The sequence below is a fragment of the Dryocola sharpae genome (genome assembly GCF_051307055.1).
Lineage (GTDB): Bacteria > Pseudomonadota > Gammaproteobacteria > Enterobacterales > Enterobacteriaceae > Dryocola.
This window is the reverse complement of record NZ_CP149994.1, coordinates 1,599,241-1,624,879: the sequence shown is the minus strand read 5'-3', so window position 1 is coordinate 1,624,879 and position 25,639 is coordinate 1,599,241. Positions and strand designations below refer to the sequence as shown.

At 55.1% G+C, this 25,639-nt stretch carries 25 protein-coding genes; 3 read left to right on the top strand and 22 right to left on the bottom strand.

What is annotated here, in order from left to right; genetic code table 11:
• Nucleotides 1-135: 135 nt before the first annotated feature.
• Genes ycfP through hinT form a run of 6 tightly spaced genes read right to left on the bottom strand, consistent with a single transcriptional unit; the run spans nt 136 to nt 3,957 of the window.
• Nucleotides 136-678 (bottom strand): alpha/beta hydrolase YcfP, encoded by a 543-nt coding sequence (ycfP, locus tag WLO31_RS07755; protein ID WP_435929891.1) that lies wholly within the window; start codon nt 676-678, stop codon nt 136-138.
• Nucleotides 679-717: 39 nt separating this feature from the next.
• Nucleotides 718-1,743, bottom strand: coding sequence for a beta-N-acetylhexosaminidase (nagZ, locus tag WLO31_RS07750; protein WP_435929890.1), 1,026 nt, complete (start codon nt 1,741-1,743; stop codon nt 718-720).
• Nucleotides 1,744-1,755: 12 nt separating this feature from the next.
• The gene (thiK, locus tag WLO31_RS07745; RefSeq protein WP_435929889.1) at nt 1,756-2,589 is read right to left on the bottom strand and encodes a thiamine kinase; all 834 of its coding nucleotides are present in this window, start codon (nt 2,587-2,589) and stop codon (nt 1,756-1,758) included.
• Nucleotides 2,567-3,211: a penicillin-binding protein activator LpoB gene (gene lpoB, locus WLO31_RS07740; RefSeq protein WP_435929888.1), complete on the bottom strand. Its 645-nt coding sequence runs from the start codon at nt 3,209-3,211 to the stop codon at nt 2,567-2,569. The genes thiK and lpoB overlap by 23 nt, the downstream gene beginning before the upstream one ends.
• 10 nt (nt 3,212-3,221) lie before the next feature.
• Nucleotides 3,222-3,596 carry a YcfL family protein gene (locus WLO31_RS07735; RefSeq protein WP_435929887.1) on the bottom strand — a complete coding sequence of 125 codons (375 nt, stop codon included), beginning with the start codon at nt 3,594-3,596 and terminating at the stop codon, nt 3,222-3,224.
• Nucleotides 3,597-3,600: 4 nt separating this feature from the next.
• On the bottom strand, nt 3,601-3,957 hold the full coding sequence (gene hinT / locus WLO31_RS07730) for a purine nucleoside phosphoramidase (protein ID WP_435929886.1): 357 nt from the start codon (nt 3,955-3,957) through the stop codon (nt 3,601-3,603).
• A gap of 375 nt (nt 3,958-4,332) precedes the next feature.
• Between hinT and fhuE the strand changes: the two genes are divergently transcribed.
• Nucleotides 4,333-6,528, top strand: a complete 2,196-nt coding sequence (gene fhuE / locus WLO31_RS07725) for a ferric-rhodotorulic acid/ferric-coprogen receptor FhuE (protein WP_435930548.1) — start codon at nt 4,333-4,335, stop codon at nt 6,526-6,528.
• An 85-nt stretch (nt 6,529-6,613) separates the two neighbouring features.
• Here fhuE and ptsG read toward each other — a convergent pair whose 3' ends face one another.
• The 14 genes from ptsG to yceD all read right to left on the bottom strand — a co-directional run bounded on the left by ptsG (nt 6,614) and on the right by yceD (nt 18,876).
• Entirely contained in the window at nt 6,614-8,047 is a 1,434-nt protein-coding gene (gene ptsG / locus WLO31_RS07720; protein ID WP_435929885.1) for a PTS glucose transporter subunit IIBC, read from the bottom strand.
• Between the two features lie 299 nt (nt 8,048-8,346).
• Nucleotides 8,347-9,141 carry a metal-dependent hydrolase gene (locus WLO31_RS07715; protein ID WP_435929884.1) on the bottom strand — a complete coding sequence of 265 codons (795 nt, stop codon included), beginning with the start codon at nt 9,139-9,141 and terminating at the stop codon, nt 8,347-8,349.
• Between the two features lie 10 nt (nt 9,142-9,151).
• Nucleotides 9,152-10,159, bottom strand: a complete 1,008-nt coding sequence (gene holB / locus WLO31_RS07710) for a DNA polymerase III subunit delta' (RefSeq protein WP_435929883.1) — start codon at nt 10,157-10,159, stop codon at nt 9,152-9,154.
• Complete coding sequence (tmk, locus tag WLO31_RS07705; RefSeq protein WP_435929882.1) at nt 10,159-10,797, bottom strand: dTMP kinase; 639 nt, start codon at nt 10,795-10,797, stop codon at nt 10,159-10,161. The genes holB and tmk overlap by 1 nt, the downstream gene beginning before the upstream one ends.
• Complete coding sequence (gene yceG / locus WLO31_RS07700; RefSeq protein ID WP_435929881.1) at nt 10,787-11,809, bottom strand: cell division protein YceG; 1,023 nt, start codon at nt 11,807-11,809, stop codon at nt 10,787-10,789. Before yceG ends, tmk begins: the two co-directional genes overlap by 11 nt.
• A gap of 10 nt (nt 11,810-11,819) precedes the next feature.
• Nucleotides 11,820-12,620 carry an aminodeoxychorismate lyase gene (gene pabC, locus WLO31_RS07695; protein ID WP_435929880.1) on the bottom strand — a complete coding sequence of 267 codons (801 nt, stop codon included), beginning with the start codon at nt 12,618-12,620 and terminating at the stop codon, nt 11,820-11,822.
• A gap of 126 nt (nt 12,621-12,746) precedes the next feature.
• Entirely contained in the window at nt 12,747-13,988 is a 1,242-nt protein-coding gene (fabF, locus tag WLO31_RS07690) for a beta-ketoacyl-ACP synthase II (protein WP_435929879.1), read from the bottom strand.
• Between the two features lie 87 nt (nt 13,989-14,075).
• Nucleotides 14,076-14,312: an acyl carrier protein gene (acpP, locus tag WLO31_RS07685; RefSeq protein ID WP_167608032.1), complete on the bottom strand. Its 237-nt coding sequence runs from the start codon at nt 14,310-14,312 to the stop codon at nt 14,076-14,078.
• Nucleotides 14,313-14,466: 154 nt separating this feature from the next.
• On the bottom strand, nt 14,467-15,201 hold the full coding sequence (gene fabG / locus WLO31_RS07680; protein ID WP_121267806.1) for a 3-oxoacyl-ACP reductase FabG: 735 nt from the start codon (nt 15,199-15,201) through the stop codon (nt 14,467-14,469).
• Between the two features lie 13 nt (nt 15,202-15,214).
• Nucleotides 15,215-16,144 (bottom strand): ACP S-malonyltransferase, encoded by a 930-nt coding sequence (gene fabD / locus WLO31_RS07675; RefSeq protein WP_435929878.1) that lies wholly within the window; start codon nt 16,142-16,144, stop codon nt 15,215-15,217.
• Between the two features lie 16 nt (nt 16,145-16,160).
• Nucleotides 16,161-17,114, bottom strand: coding sequence for a beta-ketoacyl-ACP synthase III (locus WLO31_RS07670; RefSeq protein WP_435929877.1), 954 nt, complete (start codon nt 17,112-17,114; stop codon nt 16,161-16,163).
• 6 nt (nt 17,115-17,120) lie between these two features.
• Entirely contained in the window at nt 17,121-18,155 is a 1,035-nt protein-coding gene (plsX, locus tag WLO31_RS07665) for a phosphate acyltransferase PlsX (RefSeq protein WP_435929876.1), read from the bottom strand.
• Nucleotides 18,156-18,167: 12 nt separating this feature from the next.
• Nucleotides 18,168-18,338, bottom strand: coding sequence for a 50S ribosomal protein L32 (gene rpmF / locus WLO31_RS07660; protein WP_034939285.1), 171 nt, complete (start codon nt 18,336-18,338; stop codon nt 18,168-18,170).
• Nucleotides 18,339-18,354: 16 nt separating this feature from the next.
• Nucleotides 18,355-18,876, bottom strand: a complete 522-nt coding sequence (gene yceD / locus WLO31_RS07655; protein WP_271124876.1) for a 23S rRNA accumulation protein YceD — start codon at nt 18,874-18,876, stop codon at nt 18,355-18,357.
• A 143-nt stretch (nt 18,877-19,019) separates the two neighbouring features.
• Between yceD and WLO31_RS07650 the strand changes: the two genes are divergently transcribed.
• Complete coding sequence (locus tag WLO31_RS07650; RefSeq protein ID WP_435929875.1) at nt 19,020-19,604, top strand: Maf family protein; 585 nt, start codon at nt 19,020-19,022, stop codon at nt 19,602-19,604.
• Nucleotides 19,605-19,634: 30 nt separating this feature from the next.
• Here the strand turns inward: WLO31_RS07650 and rluC are convergent, their stop codons facing one another.
• Entirely contained in the window at nt 19,635-20,588 is a 954-nt protein-coding gene (gene rluC, locus WLO31_RS07645) for a 23S rRNA pseudouridine(955/2504/2580) synthase RluC (protein WP_435929874.1), read from the bottom strand.
• A gap of 572 nt (nt 20,589-21,160) precedes the next feature.
• Here rluC and rne point away from each other — a divergent pair.
• Nucleotides 21,161-24,496 carry a ribonuclease E gene (rne, locus tag WLO31_RS07640; RefSeq protein WP_435929873.1) on the top strand — a complete coding sequence of 1,112 codons (3,336 nt, stop codon included), beginning with the start codon at nt 21,161-21,163 and terminating at the stop codon, nt 24,494-24,496.
• A 161-nt stretch (nt 24,497-24,657) separates the two neighbouring features.
• Here rne and flgL read toward each other — a convergent pair whose 3' ends face one another.
• Entirely contained in the window at nt 24,658-25,635 is a 978-nt protein-coding gene (gene flgL, locus WLO31_RS07635; RefSeq protein ID WP_435929872.1) for a flagellar hook-associated protein FlgL, read from the bottom strand.
• Between the last annotated feature and the right edge of the window lie 4 nt (nt 25,636-25,639).

Below are 25,639 nucleotides of genomic sequence, written 5' to 3'. Positions count from 1 at the left end.
ATATGACCAAAGAATAACATGAAGGGTGCATTGGTCATACCAAAATTGATATACATCAATTTTTAATGCCGGAAAGATAAACAAAACGGGCCAGCAAACGCTGACCCGTAAATTTTTAACCCGCTTACCGGAACGTTATCCCAGCGTTTTAAAAGCTTTCATACGCTGAAGATGCGGGGAGATATTTTTAAATTTGTGGGTCTGCTCATCGTCCCAGATGATTTCATAGTAATGATGCAGCGTCTGGGCCGAGCGTTGGCTGTTCAGCGCCTCATCGTTACGCGACAGGATAACCAGGCAGCGATCGCGGTTTTTCTCACGGAAATTCTGCACGCATTTGGTGGCGATATCCTCGTACTCCTCCGGGCGGTCGATTTTTCCTTCCATGTTCTCCTGCGGGAAGAGGTTTGGATTAAAGACGACCTGGCGGATATCACACAGAAAACCGATACGTTCAGCCCAGTAGCCGCCCAACCCCACGCCGCAAATCAGCGGACGTTCGTCATCGGTTAGCTGCAGCATTTTGTCCACCTCTTTGAGCAGGTGTTGCATGTCATGCTTCGGGTGCCGCGTGCTGTAGCTGATAAGCCGCACGTCCGGATCGATAAACTGAAGCTGCAGCACTTTTTCATGGTTACCGGGACTGTTGGAGTCAAAACCGTGTAAATAGATAATCATTGCATCCTCACCGCGAAAACAGGCCATCGGGCCTGAGGGTTAAAGACCCGCCTTGTGGGCCTGCCACCGTTCATGTAGCGCTTCAAGCTGCTGGTTAACCTGCTTCCAGCGCGCGGAAGCCATCAGTTCCTGACGGGTAAATGAACCTTTATGATACAAACCTGTAACACGGTCCGCATTGACCGGCGACAGGTTATCTAACACGCTCACGGCACCCTTACGATTATTGCAGACCAGGATCATATCGCAACCCGCATCCAGCGAGGCCTGGCCTCGTTCGGCGTAGCTGCCCATAATCGCCGCGCCTTCCATAGATAAATCGTCAGAGAAGATCACGCCTTCAAAACCCAGCTCACCGCGCAACACGGTTTTTAACCAGTGCGCGGAACCGCTCGCCGGACGAGGATCAACATCAGTGTAGATCACGTGTGCCGGCATGATGGCATCAAGTTTATTATCGGAAATAAGCATGCGGAAAATTTGCATATCATGCTGGCGAATAACGGCTTCTTCGCGAGGGTCACGCGGCGTTTCTTTATGGGAATCCGCTGTCACCGCACCGTGGCCGGGGAAATGTTTGCCGGTGCTTTTCATGCCTGCGGCATGCATGCCGTCGATAAAGCGTGTCGCTAACGCCTGCGCCTTGAGCGGATCTTCATGATATGAACGCTCGCCGATCGCCGCGCTGATATGGCCGATATCCAGCACCGGCGCAAAGCTGATGTCGATATCCATAGCGATCATTTCGCTGGCCATCAGCCAGCCTGCATCCTGCGCCAGCTCGCCGCCCTTCTCCAGGCCATGAATAGCCGCAAAAGATTGCGCGGCTGGAAGACGGGTAAATCCTTCACGGAAGCGTTGCACGCGTCCACCTTCCTGATCGACTGCGACCACGAGACGATGGCGCGATGCTGCACGAATCTGGCGAACCAGCTCGCGTAGCTGTTCGGGATCGTGATAGTTGCGGGTAAAGAGTATCAGCCCGCCCACCAGCGGGTGCTGCAGAATCTCACGCTCTTCGGCATCCAGCTCAAAGCCTGCCACATCCAACATTACCGGGCCCACATCTACCTCTCTTTATTGGTTCGTCGCCCGCAGCAGGCTCCAGGCCTCGTCTGCCAGCGTTAAAAATGTTCTGTCCTGCGTCTGCCGCCAGCGGCATTCATACCATGACGCCATCAGCATCATAACCCATGGCCGCCAGCGATGGACCTGACGCTGCAGCGTTTCAGGAGCGATATTGCTTAAATTTGCGTAAGCATGCAGCAGCTCGCCGCCATCGATATTATTCGCCGTAATGACCGCCGCCAGCTCCAGCGCGATGTCTCCATCGCCCGCATATTCCCAGTCGATAAGCCTGATTTCATTTTGCTGATGCACAAGGTTGCCGGCATGGACGTCCATATGCACAGGCGCGAGCCGCAGGGGCTTTGGTTCGCCCCGCCGCTTCATCTGCTTTAGCCAGCGCAGCCAGAGCGGGCTGCGTCGCGCCGGCGAGGCATGCTGCCAGTAATATTCAAGCAGGGGTAACAAACTGATGCGCCAGCCAAAGCGGCGCTGACGATGCAAATGATACAGCACCGGGCCGAGCCGGTCCGGCGACACAGGTTCTGATTTTACCTCGCCTGCTAGCCATTCAACGATGAGCCAGCCATCGGCCAGGCACACCGGCGCCGGACCGATACCTGCGGGCAGGCGCTTCAGGGCGCGATACTGGCGTTTTAACGAGACGCCGGGCATCGACGACGCCAGCTGATGCCGGGCGACATACTCCCGCTCGCCAGCTTTAAAACGCAGGCTGCCGCCGCTCAGCCCTTCCAGCGCAGAAAAGCAACCGGCGGCCTGAGCCGCCGGAAGAGAATGCGCAATCACCTTCTGCAGTGACGCGTTACTGAGACTGCTGTACCGCACCGCTACCCGACCAGATAATCTCGCCGGTTTGCACCAGCATCAGCTGCATTTTTACGGTCGGCGAATGGACATTGCCGCTGGCGTTGCTGTAAAGCACATACTGCGCGCCTACGTTACGCGCGATACCGATAGCCTTACTGCGTGAACCCAGGCTGTCCTGCGGAGACAAGCCCAGCTGCTGCTTAGCCATTGAAAGCTGCTGGGCGGAGACCAGCGTAAATTTGCCGTTGTTGGCAAGCGCGCCGCGCAGGGCTTCCGTCGCCTTGCTGGTATCAAGCGTTCCGTTAGTGCGGTTGTTGACGCTGTCCACCAGCAGCACGCCGCCGGGCGTTACGCCATCGGCCTGCAGCATTTTGCCAACCATCGGCTGCATCGCGCTGCCCCAGTCATAGTTGCGTACTTTTGGCGTGGCAGGAATGGTGGGTTCCGGCTGAGTAATGGGGCCAGGCTGTGTCGGTACGGTTGGCACTGACGGCACCGTTGGCTCAGGCTGTGCTGGCTGAGCAGTGCCCGGTTTGATTTCTTCGACCGGAGCCGGTTGTTCACCGCCACGGTTAATACAGCCAGTCAAAATCATCGCCGCTGCGGCGACCGCCAGATATCGATGGATTCCCTTAATCAAAATTCACCCCTTATAAAGAGAGATAAAGACGCACCTTACGTGCATCCGGATAGCTGGCCGTTGACGATACCGTTAATGCGGCTTTTGCCGGTATCGTCACCGAGCGTGGTTTTTCGAGCGGATGGATTTCCAGCCCTTTTGCGTCGTACCAGTAGAAACGATAGTTCACTGTGACCGGAACGCTTCGCTCATTATACAGCTCAGATTGAGAAACGGTGGCGCCGTCAACCGATGATATATCTGGTTTTTCAGCGCTGATCCCGGCGGCCAGCACCGCTGCCTCCATCACCAGCGTCTGCTGGTCATTCACCGGAATGGCGGGACGGGAACCACATCCCGCCAACAGCACCGCCGCCAGCAGCAATAAGAGAGGGCTCCGTTTCATCGCTTTATCCCTTGTGGGTCAGCATCGGCCCGAGCGCGCGTCCACCCAGCAGGTGCATATGAATATGATAAACTTCCTGCCCGCCGTGGCGGTTACAGTTCATGATTAAGCGATAGCCATCTTCTGCAATGCCTTCCTGCTCAGCAATCTTCGCCGCAGCCGTCAACATGCGCCCTAACGCCTGCTCATGCTCAGCGGTGACGTGGTTTACCGTGGGGATCAGCACGTTGGGAATAATAAGGATATGGGTAGGCGCCTGGGGAGAAATATCGCGAAAGGCGGTAACCAGTTCATCCTGATAAACGATATCAGCCGGAATTTCGCGGCGAATGATTTTACTGAAAATAGTTTCTTCGGCCATGACGTTTACCTTTTTTCATTAGTTTGTGGCGTAAGTTGCAGGCGTTGCGTGCGCGAACGAGTCCCTGATGCGCGGCTGACATAAGAGTATGAGCGAGTTACTCCCGCTCTTTCAACCTCAACCCTTTATTTCTTTACGCAAAAACCCGCCGGCTGCTGCTCTGCTAACCAGCCAGGCGCTTTCTGTTAGTAACGCGACAGCTGAAATCATATTTCATTCACCGACATAACAGATATTTACAGCGTCAATATGAATGCGTATATTTCTCATTTGCATTTTCATGCGCAATTGCCACCCAGAAAATAACAAAGATGGCCCGGCAAGCGACTATCTGGCGCCGGGGCATAACTTCCAACATTTGATTAAGGGTTTATGATGTCTTTATCCATTCATGCCAGGGATGCCAAGCGGTCAATCACCTTCGCGCCTTCTGTGCTGGCTGCTTGTATCGCTTTTGCTCTGACACCAGCCGCAGGCTTAGCCGCCACGAATACTACCGAAGATACGCTTATCGTCGAAGGCACCACCGGCGCTGACGTAAACTCCGCTGAAGAGCAGGATTACAGCGTAAAAACCACCACCGCCGGCACAAAAATGAACATGACCCAGCGGGACATTCCGCAGTCAGTGACCATCGTCAGCCAGCAGCGCATGGAGGATCAGAAGCTACAGACGCTGGGCGACATCATGGATAATACGACCGGCATTAGCAAAAGCAGCGCCGATTCCGATCGCAGCCTTTATTACTCACGTGGTTTTCAGATTGATAACTACATGGTTGACGGCATTCCGACCTATTTTGAGTCTCGCTGGAACCTCGGCGACGCCCTGTCTGATACCGCGCTTTTCGATCGTGTAGAAGTAGTACGCGGAGCAAACGGCTTAATGACCGGCGCGGGCAACCCTTCGGCGGCTATTAATATGGTGCGCAAACATGCCACCAGCCGTGAATTTAAAGGCGACCTTTCTGCGGAATACGGCAGCTGGAATAAAGAGCGCTACGTCGCCGACCTGCAAAGCCCGCTCACCGAAGATGGCAACGTGCGCGCCCGTATCGTGGCGGGTTATCAGAATAACGATTCATGGCTCGATCGCTATAACAGCGAGAAAACGTTCTTCTCGGGTATTCTCGATACCGATCTGGGCGATTCCACCAGTCTCTCAGCAGGCTATGAATACCAGCGTATCGACGTGAACAGCCCGACCTGGGGCGGCCTGCCGCGCTGGAACACCGACGGCAGCAAAAAACATTACGATCGCGCCCACAGTACGGCGCCGGACTGGGCTTATAACGATAAAGAGTTCAATAAAGTCTTTATGACGCTAAAACAGCGTTTTGCCGATACCTGGCAGGCGACCCTGAACGCGACCCATACCGAAGCCAAATTCGACAGTAAAATGATGTATCTGGACGCGGTGGTAAATAAAGAGACGGGCATGCTGGTTGGCCCTTATGGTAACTACGGTCCGGGCTATGACTACGTTGGCGGCACGGGCTGGAACAGCGGCAAGCGTAAAATGGACGCGCTGGATCTCTTCGCTGACGGTAACTATGACCTCTTCGGCCGCCAGCATAATTTAATGGTCGGCACGAGCTACAGTAAGCAAACAAACCGTTACTTCAATTCCTGGGCGAACGTCTTCCCGGACGAGCTGGGCAGCTTCTACGACTATGACGGCAATTTCCCGGAAACCAGCTGGGGCGAACAGACCATTGCCCAGGATGATACAAAGCATATGAAGTCGCTCTATGCGGCGACCCGCATATCTCTGGCCGATCCTCTGCATCTGATCCTCGGCGCTCGTTATACCAACTGGCGTGTCGATACCCTGAGCTACAGCATGGAGAAAAACCACACCACTCCGTATGCGGGCCTGGTGTATGACATCGACGATAACTGGTCTGCCTACGCCAGCTATACCTCGATTTTCCAGCCGCAGGAGTACCGGGACAGCACGGGCAAATACCTCGCGCCGATTACCGGCAATAACTACGAGGTGGGTTTGAAATCCGACTGGATGAACAGCCGCCTGACCACCACCCTGTCGGTGTTCCGCATCGAGCAGGACAACGTGGCCCAGAGCACCGGCCAAAACATTTCCGGCTCGACCGATACTGCCTATAAAGGCGTGAATGGCACCGTAAGCAAAGGCGTTGAGTTTGAGATCAACGGCGCGATGACCGACAACTGGCAGATGACCTTTGGCGCTACGCGCTACGTTGCGGAAGACGAGGCGGGCAATGCGGTTAACCCGAATCTGCCGCGCACCAGCGTGAAGCTGTTCACCAGCTATCGACTGCCGGCCGTGCCTGAGCTGACCGTAGGCGGTGGGGTAAACTGGCAGAACCGTGTTTACAGCGATCTTGCGACGGCATACGGTACATGGCGTTCAGAGCAAGGCAGCTACGCGCTGGTTGACCTGTTCACCCGCTACCAGGTCACGAAAAACTTCTCCCTGCAGGGTAATATTAATAACCTGCTCGACAAGACGTATGACACCAACGTTGAGGGATCGATTGTTTACGGCGAGCCACGCAACTTCAGCGTTACCGCCAGCTACCGGTTCTGATAAAAGCGCACTTTCGCGCCGGCACCGTTTTGCAGGCATTAAAAAAGGCAGCCGTTCGGCTGCCTTAGTCTCCCCAAATCACTGCTTAGCTGTTACGGATCCATTCATCCATTTCAGTTTTCAGGTTATCGGATTTCGTACCGAAGATCGCCTGAACGCCTGAACCAGCTACCACCACACCTGCCGCACCCAGTTTCTTCAGAGAAGCCTGGTCGACTTTAGAAACGTCGGCCACGCTAACACGCAGACGGGTAATACAGGCGTCCAGGTTAGTGATGTTCTCTTTGCCGCCGAAAGCGCCAACCAGAGCCGGGGCCATTTCGCTTGTGGAAGTGGCGCTGGTCTCGGCAGTTGCGTCTTCACGACCCGGGGTTTTCAGATCCAGCGCTTTGATCAGCACGCGGAACACGGTGTAGTAAATCGCCGCGTAGCACAGGCCAATTACCGGGAACAGCCACAGCTTGCTGCTATTGCCGCTCAGCACGATGAAGTCGATCAGACCGTGAGAGAAGGAAGTACCGTCACGCATACCCAGCAGGATACAAATCGGGAACGCCAGGCCTGCCAGCACCGCGTGGATGACGTACAGGATTGGGGCCACGAACATGAAGGAGAATTCGATTGGCTCGGTGATACCGGTCAGGAACGACGTCAGCGCGGCGGAGATCATGATGCCGCCAACTTTTGCACGGTTCTCAGGTTTCGCCGAGTGCCAGATAGCGATAGCGGCAGCAGGCAGGCCGTACATTTTGAACAGGAAGCCGCCGGACAGTTTGCCCGCGGTTGGGTCGCCTGCCATATAACGAGGGATATCGCCGTGGAACACCTGACCTGCAGCGTTGGTGTATTCACCAATCTGCATCTGGAATGGAACGTTCCAGATGTGGTGCAGACCGAACGGCACCAGGCAGCGCTCTACGAAGCCGTAGATACCGAACGCCACAACCGGGTTCTGGTAAGCAGCCCACTGGGAGAAGGTCTGAATAGCCGTACCGATTGGCGGCCAGATGAAGGACAGCACAACGCCCATGAAGATCGCGGCCAGGCCGGAAATGATCGGCACGAAACGTTTACCGGCGAAGAAGCCCAGATACTCAGGCAGCTTAATACGGTAGAAACGGTTGAACATGTAGGCTGCAATAGCACCGGAGATGATGCCGCCCAGCACGCCCGTATCGGCAAGGTGCTTGGCTGCGATCTCTTCTGCAGGCAGATGCAGGACCAGCGGCGCAACCACAGCCATGGTTTTCACCATAATGCCGTAAGCAACCACGGCGGCCAGCGCGGAAACACCATCGTTATTGGTGAAGCCCAGCGCAACACCGATGGCGAAGATCAGCGGCATGTTGGCGAAAACTGAGCCGCCCGCTTCCGCCATAACGTGAGAAACCACGGCTGGCAGCCAGCTGAAGTTTGCAGAACCGACGCCCAGCAGGATACCTGCGATAGGCAGTACGGATACTGGCAACATCAGCGATTTACCCACCTTTTGCAGGTTAGCAAATGCGTTCTTAAACATAATAGAGAGTGCTCCTGAGTATTTGTGCTTTTTTTTACGCATTATGCGCATCGGACCGCGGGGAGAAGCGGTCCATAATCAGGGCCTCTAAGGGCCCTTTATTTATTACGCAGAGTAAAATAAATAGGAGAAAGTTTGTTTGACGGCTATCACGTTTCAAAGAGAGTCGGCCTGAAAACTTTCAAAAATTTACATAACCCATGTCTGATTGTTGCAAAAAAGAGCTACTCCGCCCTTTTTATGGCGGAGCACTTTACTCGCTTCACTGATTAATTACGAGCTTTAAAATAACCGGATTATCAGGCGGATTGCAGGCGTGAAGGGGAGATATGGAACAAATCAGCAAAGTTTTTTGTGGTCGCCGCGGCCAGCTCTTCCACCGAAACACCTTTCAGTACCGCCATGTACTCTGCTACATCGCGCGTCATTGCCGGCTGATTCTCCTTGCCGCGGTGCGGGACGGGCGCCAGATAAGGTGAATCCGTCTCAACCAGCATGCGATCCAGAGGAACGTAGCGCGCGGCAACACGTAGCTGCTCCGCATTGCGGAAGGTCACAATGCCGGAAAAGGAGATATAGAACCCCATATCCAGCAGCTTTCCCGCCGTTTCCCGATCTTCTGTGAAACAGTGTAGTACTCCGCCACATTCTGTCACTTTCTCTTCAGACAGAATCGCCAGCGTATCCGCACGCGCGTCGCGCGTATGCACAATCACCGGTTTGTTGAGTTCACGCCCGATGCGAATATGGTTGCGAAAAGACTCCTGCTGGCGTGGTTTCGTTTCCGGCGTGTAAAAATAGTCCAGGCCGGTTTCGCCCATGGCGACGACGCCAGGCTCGGCGGCCAGGCGACGGAGCGCTTCGACGTCGTATTCCTCTTCCTGATGAAGCGGATGAACGCCGCAGGAGAAGGCGACGTTCTCGCGCTCGCCAACCAGTTCACGCATCCCACGGTAGCCGTCAAGCGTGGTGGCAACGGCAAGGAAGAACTTCACGTCCCTTGCGGCCGCTTTCGCCAGGACGTCATCGACGTTTTCGTGCAGGGATTGATAATCCAGGCCATCAAGATGGCAATGTGAGTCAACCAGAAACATACAGACACTCTTAAAGATGTGGAGAGGGAAGGATAGCACCCGGCTGCAGATAGCGCTCCCAGGTCAGCAGTTGTTCGGTAATCAGTAATTCCCGGTTCACACCCACCACCGTCAGCAAGGAGTCGCGGCAGATGAACCAGTGTTGCAACGTCGCCTGCAATACGGCAGGCCTGGCGCTGACGGCAAGGTTTGCCACCAGCGGCTGCATATCATCGTTGGCGAGCCACTGTCCCGCGCCCTGCTGCCATTTCAGCGCGTCAAGCAGCAACGAGCTAAGCCAGTGAATACGCTGAACGGCATCTTCATGATTGAGCACCGGCAGCAGCGCGAGGAGATCTTTTGCAGCACAGGCCTGGGCCAGTTTTTCGCACAGCAGCTGGCGATGTTTCCAGTTCTCAGGCTGCAGAAGTTCCGCTGCCGCAGCAGGTGCGCCAGAGCTCAGGCGTAACGCCGCACGCAGCTGCGCGCTATCCAGCGAGCTTTCACGGGCAAGCCAGGCCAGAGCGAAGGTTTCATCCGGAGGAGAGAGATACCAGTAGAGGCAGCGGCTGCGAAGCGTGGCGGGCAGACGAGCGGGTTCACGACAGCCGAGGAAAAACCAGGTATTCGCAGGCGGCTCCTCAAGCGTTTTGAGCAGCGCGTTGGCCGCCGCTTCGGTCAGCAACCCTGCTTCGGTAAGCCAGACCACTTTCGCTCCACCCTGCTGGGCGTGGCCGTACAGCTTTTCGGTGATTTCACGAATGCTGTCGATCCCGAGGCTAGCTTTGCCTTTTTCCGGGGCGATAACGTAGCTGTCAGGGTGGTTCCCGGCCTGCATAAGCTGGCAACCACGGCAATGTCCGCAGCTTTTGTTGCCCTGCGGCTGCTGGCACATCAGCCAGCGGCTCAGAGCATAAATCAGAGCATCGTCGCCCATACCGGGCAGCGCATGCAGCAGTAACGCATGGTGACCGCGCCCGGCCTGATGCTGGCTGAGGATTTGCTCAAACGGCCCGCGCAGCCAGGGATACCATTTCATCAGATAAGTCCCTTCGCCCAGTCAATAACCGCGCTGCGCACGGCTGCCGAGACCTCATCCAGCGAACGGGTTGCATCGATGGTTTTAATACGGCTGTCCGCCGCCGCGAGCTCCAGATAGCGCGCCCGGGTACGATTGAAGAAATCGATGGATTCCTGTTCAATGCGGTCCAGCTCGCCGCGGGCGCGGGCGCGGGTCAGGCCCACTTCCGGCGTGACATCCAGGTAAATCGTCAGATCGGGATAGAAATCCCCCAGCACGGTATTGCGCAGCGCCATCAGCAGACGCCGATCGATACAGCGCCCGCCGCCCTGATAAGCCTGGGTCGAAAGGTCATGACGATCGCCAATTACCCAGGCTCCGCGAGCAAGGGCCGGCTTGATAACCGTTTCAACGAGCTGAACCCGCGCGGCATAAAACATCAGCACTTCGGCTTTGTCGGTCACGACTTCATCGCCGATGCCCTTATTATTGAGCGTAAGTTCACGCAGCCTTTCCGCGAGCGGCGTACCGCCCGGTTCACGCGTGAAGACCAGATCGGTAACGCCCAGCTCTTTCAAAGTGGCAACCACGACGTTATGCGCGTTGGTTTTCCCTGCTCCTTCGAGCCCCTCAATGACGATAAATTTACTGACCATTCTTGTCCTTCAGCGCTTTGATATAAGCCTGCACCGCCTGATTGTGGCTGGCGAGGTTGGTATTAAAGGTATGCCCGCCTTTTCCGTCGGCGACAAAATAGAGATAAGGTGTTTTCGCCGGGTGCGCCGCAGCCTGTAACGACGCCGCGCCCGGGATCGCAATCGGCCCCGGCGGCATGCCGCTTATGACATAAGTGTTATAAGGGGTCGGCGTCTCAAGATCCTTGCGCGACAGCTTACCATTATAGCTGTCGCCCATGCCGTAAATCACCGTTGGATCCGTTTGTAAACGCATCCCGATACGCAGGCGGTTGATAAACACCGACGAGACCCGGTCACGCTCGCTCGCCACGGCGGTTTCCTTTTCAACCACGGAAGCCATGGTAACGAGATCGTTTTGCGTTTTATACGGCAGCCCTTCGGCTTTTCCGTCCCAGGCTTCCTGTACGGCTTTTTTCATGCGCTCGTGGGCGCGTTTCAACAGCGCGATATCCGTTGTATTGGCGGTGTACAGCCAGGTATCAGGGAAAAACCACCCTTCTACCCAGTCGGGATGCTCAAGCTTCAGCGCTGCGGCAACGGTAGCGTAGCTATCGTCTTTCAGCGTGTGTTTGATATAGGGCGCCTCACGCAGCTGTTTTAGCCAGTCGCTCAGACGCATCCCTTCCACGAAGCGAATCGGGAACTGCGCCTCTTTACCGCTGGCAAGCAGCTTTAACATATCGCGCACCGTCATCTGCGGGCTGAAGCGATAGGTGCCCGCTTTAAAATTAGCAAGCTCAGGTTCGGCTTTAAGCAGCCACTGGAACACGCGAGGGCGGTTAATCAGCTTCTCTTCATAGAGCTGCTTGCCCAGGGCAAGGCGGCCGGTTCCCGCTTTGAGGGTGAAAACGGTTTCCTGCTTAATTGTCAGGTGGCTGTTTGCCAGCTGGCGGACTTTCCACATGCCGACACCTGCGGCGATCCCAAGAACCACCAGCAACAGCACAAAGAAACGTAGCATTTTTTTCATCGGTAATCTTTTACTCACAAAGTGGCGCTAAAAAATGATAAAGCTCACGCGAACGGTAACGCCAGGCCTCCGCCTGCTTAACCGGAACCACCGGCATCAGCGCGTTACAGATAATCAGCTCATCGGCAGCCGCGAGCGTTTCTACCCTCTCCCGCACCTCCTGAATCTGCCAGCCGGCATCGTTCAGAAAGGCCATTATGCGCTGGCGCATCGTACCGTTGACGCCGGCGCGATCGACATAAGGGGTATAAACCGCATCCCCCTTACGCCAGAATAAATTAGCCGCACAGCATTCCGTAAGCCACCCGTCACTGTCAAGGACCAGGGCCTCCTGAGCGGGCGTCTGTTCAAGATGCGTACGGATTAAGACCTGTTCGAGCCGGTTTAGGTGTTTAACGCCAGCAAGATGCGGATTAACGCCAAGGCAAACCGGACTGAGCGCAAGGCTTATGCCCTGAGTTCGCCAGTCGTCATAAAAAGCGGGAAAAGGTGAGATGCTGAGAATGCGGGTGGGTTGACTACAGTTTGCTGCGCCGTAGCCTCTTCCGCCAGCGCCCCGGCTGATAATAACCTTCAGTACGGCTAACGCTTCATTCCTTGCGAGCTGTTGCATCTCGCAGGCCAGCAAAGACCATTCGGTGAACGGAAGCAGAAGCTTCTCGCAGGCCTGCTGTAAGCGGTGCAGATGCTGCTCGCTAAAGATTACTTTTCCATTTCTGACAGCCGCTGTCGTAAAGCAGCCGTCACCGAACTGCACTGCACGATCGTTTGCCGGGAGCGTCGTCTGCCGCTGCCCATTGATTAGGTACATAACGGTTCCTCAGAGTTTGATGGCATCAGCGTGCCAGCGCAGAGAGAAAGCAGCAAGGGAGGAAATCTGAAGTGCGGGATTGAAAAAACATAAAGGGCTCGTAAACGAGCCCTTTATGCAACGGGTCTAGATCTTTTTGAAGATCAGAGAACCGTTAGTACCACCAAAGCCGAAGGAGTTACACAGCGTGTATTCCATCCCTGATACCTGGCGCGCAACGTGTGGAACAAAGTCCAGATCGCAGCCTTCATCCGGGTTGTCGAGGTTGATGGTTGGCGGAACGGCCTGATCGCGCAGCGCCAGGATGGAGTAGATAGACTCTACCGCACCCGCAGCACCTAACAGGTGACCGGTCATAGATTTGGTGGAGCTTACCAGAACACGGTTTGCGTCCGCGCCAAAAATGGATTTCACCGCCTGCGTTTCGGCTTTGTCACCCGCAGGCGTGGAGGTGCCGTGCGCGTTGACATAACCAATCTGGCCTGGCGTCACGCCTGCATCACGCAGCGCATTTTCCATCGCCAGCGCCGCGCCTGCCCCGTTATCCGGCGGAGAAGTCATATGGTAAGCATCGCTGCTCATCCCAAAGCCGACGATTTCCGCGTAGATTTTGGCGCCGCGTTTTTTCGCATGTTCATACTCTTCGAGCATGATCACGCCCGCGCCGTCGCCCAGCACGAAGCCGTCACGGTCTTTATCCCAGGGGCGGCTTGCCGCCTGCGGGTTATCGTTGCGGGTGGAGAGCGCACGCGCTGCACCAAAACCACCAACGCCCAGCGGAGTACTGGCTTTTTCTGCGCCGCCTGCCAGCATCGCGTCCGCATCGCCGTAAGCGATAATGCGCGCTGCATGACCGATGTTATGCACGCCGGAAGTACAGGCCGTGGCAATGGAAATGCTGGGGCCGCGCAGACCGAACATAATGGTCAGATGACCCGCCACCATATTCACAATCGTAGACGGTACGAAGAACGGGCTGATCTTACGTGGACCACCGTTAACCAGCGAAGTGTGGTTCTCTTCGATAAGACCCAGCCCACCGATACCGGAGCCGATAGCGGCGCCAATACGGAATGCGTTCTCTTCCGTTACTTCAAGCCCAGAATCCAGCATGGCTTGATGGCCAGCGACAATTCCATATTGAATGAAGGCATCCATCTTGCGCTGTTCTTTACGCGAGATGATGTCATCACAGTTAAAATCCTTTACTAAGCCAGCAAATTTCGTTGCATAGGCGGTAGTATCGAAATGGTCGATCAGGCTGATGCCACTCTGACCGGCAAGGAGAGCTTTCCAGGTAGACTCTACGGTATTGCCGACAGGAGACAACATGCCCAGTCCGGTCACAACTACACGACGCTTAGACACGTTTGTCCTCCAGGGAGGGAAAAAATAGGACTTGTGGGACAATCAGATAAAACTCAGGCGGTCGAGTGACCGCCTGGAGATGTTCACTTACGCCTGGTTACCGTTGATGTAATCAATGGCAGCCTGAACGGTGGTGATTTTCTCTGCTTCTTCGTCCGGAATCTCAGTATCAAACTCTTCTTCCAGAGCCATTACCAGCTCAACGGTGTCAAGAGAATCAGCGCCCAGGTCCTCAACGAAGGAAGCGGTGTTTACGACTTCTTCCTGCTTAACGCCCAGTTGTTCGCCAATGATTTTCTTAACGCGTTCTTCGATAGTGCTCATACTCTTAAATTTCCTATCAAAACTCGCTTTCGCGATGGTTTTCGTAGTGTATAAAATGTTGAAAAAGATGCAACTAAATCCCGGCAGGTCGTACCACGATTTTACGCTATTTTGCGGGCATTCGCCCAAATAACGCAAATAATTTTAATCGTGGTTAAACCATATACATTCCGCCGTTGACGTGCAGGGTCTCACCAGAGATGTACCCGGCCTCGTCAGAGGCTAAAAATGCTACTGCACTGGCGATTTCTTTTGCGTCACCTAAGCGACCCGCTGGAACCTGCGCCAGTATACCCGCACGCTGATCGTCAGAGAGCGCACGCGTCATGTCCGTTTCAATAAAGCCCGGAGCAACAACGTTTACAGTAATACCGCGGGACGCAACTTCACGCGCCAGCGATTTACTGAAACCAATCAGGCCTGCTTTCGCCGCAGCGTAGTTAGCCTGACCAGCATTTCCCATGGTGCCAACCACGGAACCAATAGTGATAATACGACCATGACGCTTTTTCATCATAGCTCGCATTACCGCTTTTGACAGACGGAATACGGATGACAGATTGGTTTCGATGATATCGTTCCACTCGTCATCTTTCATGCGCATTAAAAGGTTGTCGCGAGTGATACCAGCATTATTTACCAGAATATCCACTTCGCCAAATTCTGCGCGAATATTTCCTAATACCGACTCAATAGATGCCGGATCGGTCACATTCAGCATAAAGCCTTTACCGTTCGCGCCTAAATAGTCACTGATGGCCTGCGCGCCGCTTTCGCTGGTGGCAGTGCCGATAACTTTTGCACCGCGAGCCACTAAGGTCTCAGCGATGGCACGGCCGATACCGCGGCTTGCGCCGGTTACCAGCGCAACTTTTCCTTCAAAACTCATGGGCTTCCTCGTTTTATTGCTCAAGCGCCGCTGACAGAGAAGCTGGCTCGTTAATGGCCGCTGCGGTCAGGGTGTCAACAATACGTTTAGTCAGGCCGGTCAGAACTTTACCCGGACCGACTTCCAGCAACTGGGCCACGCCCTGCGCCGCCATAAATTCTACTGACTTCGTCCACTGCACCGGGCTGTAGAGCTGGCGTACCAGCGCGCTACGGATCGCTTCCGGCGACGTTTCGCATTTCACATCAACGTTATTCACAACCGGTACGGCCGGCGCGTTGAAGGTAATCTTTTCCAGCGCCGCGGCTAATTTATCTGCCGCAGGCTTCATCAGCGCGCAGTGGGACGGCACGCTCACCGGCAACGGCAGCGCGCGTTTAGCGCCTGCTGCTTTACACGCCGCGCCAGCGCGCTCTACGGCTTCTTTGTTGCCTGCGATTACTACCTGACCTGGTGAATTAAAGTTCACCGGGGAGACAACCTGTCCCTGAGCTGCTTCTTCGCACGCTTTCGCGATAGAAGCGTCGTCCAGGCCGATAATTGCAGACATTGCGCCCGTGCCTTCCGGCACCGCCTCCTGCATCAATTTGCCGCGTAATTCGACCAGGCGGACAGCGTCAGCAAAATTGATAACACCTGCGCAAACCAGCGCCGAGTATTCACCCAGGCTATGACCTGCCATCATCGCGGGCATTTTACCGCCCTGCTGCTGCCAGACGCGATAAATCGCTACTGAAGCTGCCAGCAACGCAGGCTGGGTCTGCCAGGTTTTATTCAGCTCTTCAGCCGGACCTTGTTGCGTCAGCGTCCAGAGATCGTAGCCCAGCGCGTCTGAAGCTTCACGGAAGGTTTCTTCGACAATCGGATAAGCGGCGGCTAAATCAGCCAGCATACCGACGGTCTGGGACCCCTGCCCCGGGAAAACAAAAGCGAATTGAGTCATTTCCTCATCCCTATAATCAAAAACGAACCAGTGCCGAACCCCAGGTAAAGCCGCCGCCGAATGCTTCAAGCAGGATCAGCTGACCGCGTTTAATGCGCCCGTCACGGACCGCTTCATCCAGCGCCGCAGGCACTGAGGCCGCAGAAGTGTTACCGTGCCTGTCGAGCGTAACGACTACGTTGTCCATCGACATGCTCAGCTTTTTCGCCGTCGCGCTGATAATACGCAGGTTGGCCTGATGCGGCACTAACCAGTCGAGATCCGAGCGGTCCAGATTGTTTGCCGTCAGCGTTTCATCGACAATGTGCGCAAGTTCAGTGACCGCCACTTTGAAGACTTCGTTACCGGCCATCGTCAGATAGGCCGATTTAGACGGATCGAGGCGATCGTGGTTTGGCAGCGTCAGCAGTTCGCCGTAGCTGCCGTCCGCATGCAGATGCGTGGAGATAATGCCCGGCTCGTCGCTCTTACCGACTACAACAGCGCCTGCACCATCACCAAACAGAATAATTGTGCCGCGATCCTGTGGATCGAGGGTGCGGGCCAGCGCGTCGGACCCGATAACCAGCGCATAGTCTACCGCACCGTTTTTCACGTATTGATCGGCGATGCTCAGCGCGTAGGTAAAGCCTGCGCAAGCGGCTGCAACGTCAAACGCCGGGCAGCCTTTAACGCCCAGCATGCTCTGGATCTGGCAGGCCGAGCTTGGGAACGCGTGCGTCGCCGACGTGGTCGCGACAACGATCAGGCCAATCCGGGACTTATCGACGCCGGCCATTTCCAGCGCGCGCGTTGCCGCAGCATAGCCCATGGTCGCCACGGTTTCTTCGGGGGCTGCGATTCGGCGTTCGCGAATACCTGTACGGGTGACAATCCACTCGTCAGAAGTATCCACCATTTTTTCCAGGTCGGCGTTAGTCCGCACGTGTTCGGGCAGAAAGCTGCCCGTACCAATAATCTTCGTATACATGTACGCTCAGTCACTCTTCGGTAATACAGTTTCCAGGCGGGCAGAAATTCGGGTGGGAACCTGCCGCGCCACCGCCTGCACTGCCTGTTCAATCGCGACGGCAAACGCTCGCTGATTGGCCGCACCGTGGCTCTTTATCACGGTACCGCGCAATCCTAACAGACAGGCGCCATTATACTGGTCGGGGTTGAGGTGACTGAATCGCCTGGTCAGACGCTTTTGTAACCAACGCTTCAATAAAATCAGCCACCACGACTTTTTTTTCCCTTCGCCCTGCGATTTCAGTAGCGAAAGGAACATCCTGACAACCCCTTCCATTGTCTTGAGTGTGACGTTACCAACAAAGCCATCACACACCAGTACATCCGTTTTTCCGGTCAACAGTTCGTTGGCTTCAAGATAACCAATATAGTTGATAGAAGGCATTGTTTTTAATAATGCAGAGGCATCGCGAATACTGTCGAGGCCTTTGGTCTCTTCTTCACCGATATTCAGCAACGCCACGCGAGGGTTAACCAGGCCCAGCACCTCTTCCGCCATTACGGAGCCCATAATGGCAAACTGCACCAGCATATTACTGTCGCAGTCTACATTGGCGCCGAGATCCAGCACCACAGTTTTGCCTTTTTGCTGATGAGGCAGAACCGTCATCAGCGCCGGGCGTTCAATTCCTTCAATGGGCTTAAGCAATAATTTTGCCAGCCCCATCAGGGCACCGGTGTTACCGGCGCTTACGCAGGCCTCGGCCCGCCCCTCTTTCACCAACTCAAGCGCCAGACGCATGGATGAACCACGGCTGTTGCGGATCGCATGCGACGGCCTGGCATCACTGGCAATAACCGATTCCGCAGGAATAATCTGCAGGCGTGAACGTTTTTCGAAATCAGCTTTGGCAAGTAATGGCGTGATGGCGTCGGGGCATCCGACTAAAAGAAGGCTTAGCTGGGAATTAGAGTCCAGTGCCTGCAATGCTGCAGGCACTGTCACGGAAGGACCGAAGTCCCCACCCATGGCATCTAACGCAAGGGTTAGACGTCTCAAGGTATCGCCAGATTACTTAACGATAACCTTGCGGCCGCGGTAGTAACCGTCGGCGGTGATGTGGTGACGCAGATGAGTTTCGCCAGAAACTTTGTCCACGGACAGGGTGGTGGTGGTCAGCGCGTCATGGGAACGACGCATGCCACGTTTGGAACGGGTTGGTTTATTCTGTTGTACGGCCATGGACCTTACTCCTCAATTACTTACGCTTTAAACTGGCTAATACGGCAAATGGATTTGGTTTCTCCGCCTCTGCAGGCAGTTTGCCAAAGACCATGTCCGCCTCGGACACTTCACAGTGTTCAGAATCATGCACCGGAACCACTGGCAAGGAGAGGATGATTTCATCTTCAACCAGAGCCAGAAGATCGATTTCGCCAAATTCGTTAACCTGAACCGGCTCGTACGCTTCCGGGAGTGCTTCAGCCTGCTCGTCTTTGACGATCGGGCTAAAACAATACTGCGTGTAGACCTGATGAGCAAACGGCTTCCCGCAACGCTGACATGCAAGTGTTACCGCAACCTTTGCATCGCCGGTAAGAACCGCGAGGCGCTGGTCATCGATAGCAAAACGCATATCGCATTCCACATCACTGTCCACACTGACTACGGATTCGGCGACGCGCTCAACCTGTTCAGGTGTATAGACACCGGAGTAATCAAGGCGTTTTTGAGCCGTACGAACCGGATCAAGAGTCAGGGGTAATTTTACTTTTTGCATAGGGCGCGCATATTAACTTTGTAACGACGTAGAGTCAAAGAAAAAGGCCTCGAAACAGCGCCTTTCGCCATTTATTCGCACACATTGCGGTGGCACAGTTTAAAATGCCTTTATCCAATTCGCTATCTTTAATGAAAAAAAATATGAAACCGATTGTGCTGGCATCGACCTCTCCTTTCCGCCGCGCCCTGCTTGAAAAACTTGGCGTCCCGTTTATTACCGCCTCGCCTCTTACCGATGAAACATCACAGGCCGGCGAGAGCGCCCGCGCGCTGGTCACCCGCCTTGCCCAGGCCAAAGCGCAGGCCTTAAAGGATACCTTTCCCGCGCATTTAATTATCGGCTCGGATCAGGTTTGCGTCTTAAATAATCAGATCGCTGGAAAACCGCATACTGAAGAAAATGCGGTGCAGCAACTTCTCCTCGCTCGCGGCAGCATAGTGACTTTTTACACCGGGCTTGCGCTTTATAATTCGCAAAACGGTCATCTGCAGACGATATGCGAACCTTTTGATGTTCATTTTCGCCACTTAAGCGAAGAAGAGATCCGCCATTACGTTCGCAAAGAACAGCCGCTGCAGTGCGCAGGCAGTTTTAAAAGCGAAGGGCTGGGCATTACGCTGTTTGAACGACTGGAAGGGCGCGATCCCAATACGCTCGTTGGGCTGCCGTTAATCGCCTTGTGCGAGATGTTAATAAAAGAGGGATGCAATCCGCTTCTGGCATAAAAAAACGCTCCCGGGCGGGAGCGTCATGCATCAGGTGGCGTTACGCAAGACCGTCAGGCAACGCTTGAGCTGCTCATCCAGCGGCGCTTCAACGCGCATAATTTCACCTGTGTTCGGATGCGTAAAGCGCAGCGCAGCGGCATGCAGGAACAGGCGGTTTAATCCTGTACCCGTCAGCTGTTTATCAAACTCGCGATCGCCGTATCGGTCATCGAAGGCGATAGGATGCCCGGCGTGCAGCGTATGCACGCGAATCTGATGCGTGCGGCCGGTTACCGGGCTGCAGCGCACAAGCGAGGCAAAAGCGTAACGCTCTTCCACTTTAAAGCGCGTTTCCGACGCTTTGCCTTCGCTGTTAACGCGCACAATGCGTTCGCCGCTTTGCAGAATGTTTTTCAGCAGCGGAGCCTGCACCACTTTCAGATGCGACTGCCACTGGCCGCGAACCAGCGCCAGATAGTCCTTCTGCATGCCTTTTTCACGCAGTTGTTCATGTAACGAACGCAGCGCGGAGCGCTTTTTCGCCACCAGCAGGATGCCGGAAGTATCGCGGTCCAGACGATGTACGAGTTCCAGGAAGCGGGCTTCCGGGCGTAGCGCGCGCAGGCCTTCGATTACGCCAAAGCTTAATCCGCTGCCGCCATGTACCGCCGTGCCTGAAGGCTTGTTCAGCACCAGGATATGGTCATCTTCATAGAGAATAGCGTCAGCCAGCGCCGCCACTTTCTGCAGGTGCGGTGAGATGGGCGCATCTTCGCGCTCGGCCACTCTGACGGGAGGGATCCTGACTTCATCGCCATCTTCGAGTTTGTACTCAGGCTTGATGCGTTTTTTATTCACCCGCACTTCGCCTTTGCGCAAAATGCGATAGATCATACTTTTCGGCACGCCCTTTAAACGGGAGAGCAAAAAATTGTCGATACGTTGCCCGGCCTCATCGGCGGAAATAGCAACGATTTTTACGGAAGGTGTCTGGGTTTTCATGGTGGGCGATTCTAAATAGCGTGCGCGCATAGCGCCACTCATTTTTATGTGCTTAACTGACATTCTGCCCGGTTCAAGACGATATAACCTCTCTTTTTGCATTTTCAGCCTCAGGCTGAAAAAAAGCGGGTTAAAAATCTGTAAGAAACGAGGCATCAAAGGCAAAAGTCATCTTGCTATAATAAGGTTAGCAATGGAATAATGTTGCGGTTTTCCGTGTTGATACTTGTTAGCGCAAGGAATTTTGCGGAATTACCATTTTTGTCTGAACGAACATCCACGCAGCAATGGCGTAAGACGTAATGTACTTTCAGGCAGTTAGCGGGCTGCGGGTTGCAGCCTGGCCGGTAAATGGAATCAACGCTTGCGAAACTATTTCCAGGACTTGTTCCCACGATAATTGCGCTGTATTTCCGTATGAAATACAGGCTACCGACACTTTGCGCCTCTCAGCAAGCGACAACCGTGAGGTTGGCGACTGTGCGTTTAGTCACGAGGCCATCGGTTCATTCCCGGTCAGCGTTACCATGCCCGTAGCTAATCACCTATGTAAGAATAATGAGTAAGTTACGATGAAAAGAATGCTAATAAACGCGACTCAGCAAGAAGAGTTGCGTGTCGCCCTTGTAGATGGGCAGCGTCTGTACGATCTGGATATTGAAAGCCCAGGACACGAACAGAAAAAAGCCAACATCTATAAAGGAAAAATCACCCGCATTGAACCAAGTCTGGAAGCGGCATTTGTAGATTACGGCGCGGAACGTCATGGTTTCCTCCCTCTCAAAGAAATTGCCCGCGAGTACTTCCCGTCTAATTATTCATCACATGGCCGCCCGAACATTAAAGACGTTCTGCGCGAAGGCCAGGAAGTGATTGTCCAGATTGATAAAGAAGAGCGTGGCAATAAAGGCGCGGCCTTAACCACCTTTATCAGCCTGGCCGGCAGCTATCTGGTGCTGATGCCGAACAACCCGCGTGCCGGCGGTATTTCACGCCGCATTGAGGGTGACGATCGTACCGAGCTGAAAGAGGCCCTTTCTTCTCTGGAACTGCCGGACGGCATGGGTCTGATTGTACGTACTGCCGGCGTGGGTAAATCCGCTGAAGCGCTGCAATGGGACTTAAGCTTCCGCCTGAAACACTGGGAAGCGATTCTCAAAGCCGCTGAGAGCCGCCCTGCCCCGTTCCTTATCCATCAGGAAAGCAACGTTATCGTCCGCGCCTTCCGCGACTATCTGCGCCAGGATATCGGCGAGATCCTTATCGATAACCCGAAAGTGCTCGAGCTGGCTCGTCAGCATATCGGCGCGCTGGGTCGTCCGGATTTCAGCAGCAAAATTAAGCTCTACACCGGTGAAATTCCGCTGTTTAGCCACTATCAGATTGAGTCGCAGATTGAGTCCGCCTTCCAGCGAGAAGTCCGTCTGCCGTCCGGTGGTTCAATCGTTATCGACACCACCGAGGCCCTGACCGCCATCGACATCAACTCCGCTCGCGCAACCCGCGGCGGCGATATCGAAGAGACGGCCTTTAATACCAACCTTGAAGCAGCCGATGAAATCGCCCGTCAGCTCCGCCTGCGCGACCTCGGCGGCCTGATTGTTATCGACTTTATCGACATGACCCCGGTTCGCCACCAGCGCGCGGTTGAAAACCGTCTGCGCGAAGCGGTGCGTCAGGATCGCGCCCGTATCCAGATCAGCCACATATCTCGCTTCGGCCTGCTGGAAATGTCCCGTCAGCGCCTCTCCCCGTCGTTGGGCGAGTCAAGCCACCATGTGTGTCCGCGCTGTAGCGGTACCGGGACAATTCGTGACAACGAATCCCTGTCGCTCTCCATTCTGCGCCTGATTGAAGAAGAAGCGCTGAAAGAGAATACCCAGGAAGTGCATGCCATCGTTCCGGTCCAGGTTGCCTCCTACCTGCTGAACGAAAAACGCGATGCGGTAAGCGCCATTGAGACCCGTCAGGGCGGCGTAAAAGCCATCATCGTGCCAAACGATCGGATGGAAACGCCGCACTACTCCGTTCTGCGCGTGCGTAAAGGCGAAGAGACCAAAACGCTGAGCTACATGCTGCCGAAGCTGCATGAAGAAGAGATGGCCATGCCGTCTGATGAAGAGCACGCCGAGCGTAAACGCCCGGAACAGCCAGCGCTCGCCACTTTCGTTATGCCAGACGTGCCTGCAGCGCCGCAGGAAGCAACGCCTGCTGAGAAGCCTGCAGCCGCGGCTAAAACCGCAGCCCCAGCGCCATCGCAGGCGCCAGCGCAGCCAGGCCTGGTCAGCCGCATCGTCAGCGCCCTGAAAAACCTGTTTGCCGGTGAAGCCACCACCGTCGAGAACAAAGAAGTCAAAGAAGAGAAACCTGAGGAGACCGCCACACAACGCCAGGGTCAGGAGCGTCGTAACAACCGCCGCCAGAACAACCGTCGTGACCGTGGCGATCGCAACAACCGCGACCGCGATAGCCGCAACGAAAATCGCGAAGGCCGCGAAAGCCGCGAGCCGCGTGAAAACCGTGACGAAAACCGTCGCAACCGCCGTCAGGCCCAGGGCCAGCAGCAAAACGCAGAGGTTCGTGAAGTTCGTGAGCCTCGCCAGAACGTAGCAGAAGAAGTTGAAAAACCGAAGGCACGTGATGAGCAACAGCCGCGTCGCGATCGCAACCGCCGTCGCAACGATGACAAGCGTCAGGCGCAGCAGGAAGTTAAAACGCTGCAACGCGACGACGTCGTTGAAGTCGAAGCCGAGCAGGAAGAACGCGTTCAGGTGATGCCGCGCCGTAAACAGCGTCAGCTGAGCCAGAAAGTGCGTTTCGAATCTGCTGAAGATATTGCTGCAGCTCAGGCAGCGGCAGCGGCTCAGGAAGAAGCGGCCCCGGCGCAGGCGGTCGATACGCCTCACACCGAACTGGCTACTATTCCATTGCCGGCCGTAGTTGAAGCCCCGGCTAACGAGCAGGACGAGAACGGCGATTCACGTAATGACGCTAACGGTATGCCGCGTCGCTCACGTCGTTCCCCACGCCATCTGCGCGTGAGCGGCCAGCGTCGTCGTCGCTATCGTGATGAACGTTATCCAGCCCAGTCTCCAATGCCGTTGACGGTTGCCTGCGCATCGCCTGAACTGGCATCCGGTAAAGCCTGGATAAGCTACCCAATCGCCCGTCAGGAGGTTGCGGCGCCGGAAGAGGTGCAGAATGACGTTGTTGCTGAAGAAGCAACGATCGAAGCAGCACCGATTGCAGCAGCCGTTCAGCAGCCGACAGAGGTTGCGGTTTCTGAGCCTGTGGTTCAGGAAGCGCCGGTGGCTGAGCCAGTAGTTGAAACTACGCATCCAGAAGCGATAGCCACGCCGGTTACCGAACAGCCGCAGTTAATTTCCGGGCAGGATAAAGTTGTCGCTGAACAGGTCATTGCAGAGGTGACGCCTGCCGCGGATGAAGCCCCTGCGGACGCTGTTCAGGCTGCGGAAATGGCAGAAGTTGCCCCTGTGGTAGCGGAACAAGCTGCCCCGGAAGCACCGGTTGCTACCTTTGAAGAGAGCAAGCCTGCTCGGGTGGAATCAGAAGCGGCTATTGAAGAGAGCAAGCCTGCTCAGGTGGAATCAGAAGCGGCTATTGAAGAGAGCAAACCTGCTCAGGCGGAATCAGAAGCGGCTGTTAAAACTACGCCTGCGGCAGAGCCAGCAGCGCCAGTGGCAGCGCCTGTACCGGTTCCGCACGCTGTTAAGCATGCAACTGCGCCAATGACGCGTGCTCCTGCGCCTGACTATACGCCAGAGCCAGCGCGTACAAGCGACTGGGTCCGTCCGGACTTTGAGTTTACCGGCCGCGGCTCGGCAGGCGGTCACAGCGCAACGCATCAGGCAGCCGCGCCAGCGACTCGTCCACAAAGCGCCGGGTAAGCTCAGGCAATAATGAAAAGCCGGTCAGGCAGCTGACCGGCTTTTTTTATGTCGCTATCTATCCCCGTTGCGGGCAAAAAAAAGCCCACTCCGAGGTGCGGAAGTGGGCACATGATGCGTGTCCAGTTTCATGACACGCCCAAACTTTTCAACCAGCTTTTTTATTTATTTAACTGAAACAGCGACATGCCCTGCATGTCGCTAAAGGCCTTATAAGAAGCCTGCAATGCCGCCTGCTGCATGACGTAGGAGGAGATGGTTGAGTTCCAGTCGACATCAACCAAATCGCTCATTTGCTGCGTCTGGCCCAATGCCCGATCGCTTCCTAAAGCATCAAGTTTTTCCAGTTCGCTTAACTGGGTCCCCAGTTCAGAGCGCACCGTCAGCACATTGTTCAGAGAGTTACTCAGCCCGCGGTTAGTTTTATCTATTACATCACTGAGCACCTGTTTGTCGGCATCGTCAAGTTCCGCCGCAGGCTTATTCAATGCGGCAATAGCAGTATCCAGCATTTTAAACAGGTCAGTTTCGCTTTCTGTCGCTGTACCATCCGCTGCATCCGGCTCAGGTTTGGCGTTACTGGTGATATGGTCAAATATCTCTGTACCCGTGTGGCCGATGGTCATGGTCCTTGCCGCATCCACAGATTGGGTAACCGCCTGCTCACCACCGCCGTAAACTACCTGACCTGCGTTTTCGGTATAGGGTGCGGCATCTGTTTTATAACCGGCAAAAATATAGCGCCCGTTGCCGTCGGTACTGTTGGCAAGGTTAAGGATCTGATCGCGGATACCCTGCAGATCGGTTGCCAGGGAAGCCCGGTCATCGTCACTTAACGTGCCGTTACCGGCATAAACAATTTTTTCCTGGGCAGACTGGATAGCCGTGGTAACCTGGCTTAGCACGTTCTCTTCAAGAGAGACCTTCTGAGTTGCAAAAGTTCGCGCTGTGGCATACTGGCTGTTCTGCGCCTGAGCCTGCGACAGCACCACCGCCTGTGAGGCGGCAATAGGATCGTCAGAAGGCTTTGTCACACGCTTGCCGGTAGACATCTGCTCGCCGTAGCGCAGCCACTCGCTCTGCGCGCTGGTTACGCCGCGCATGTTCTGGTCATACATCATCTGGGTACTGATACGCATACGA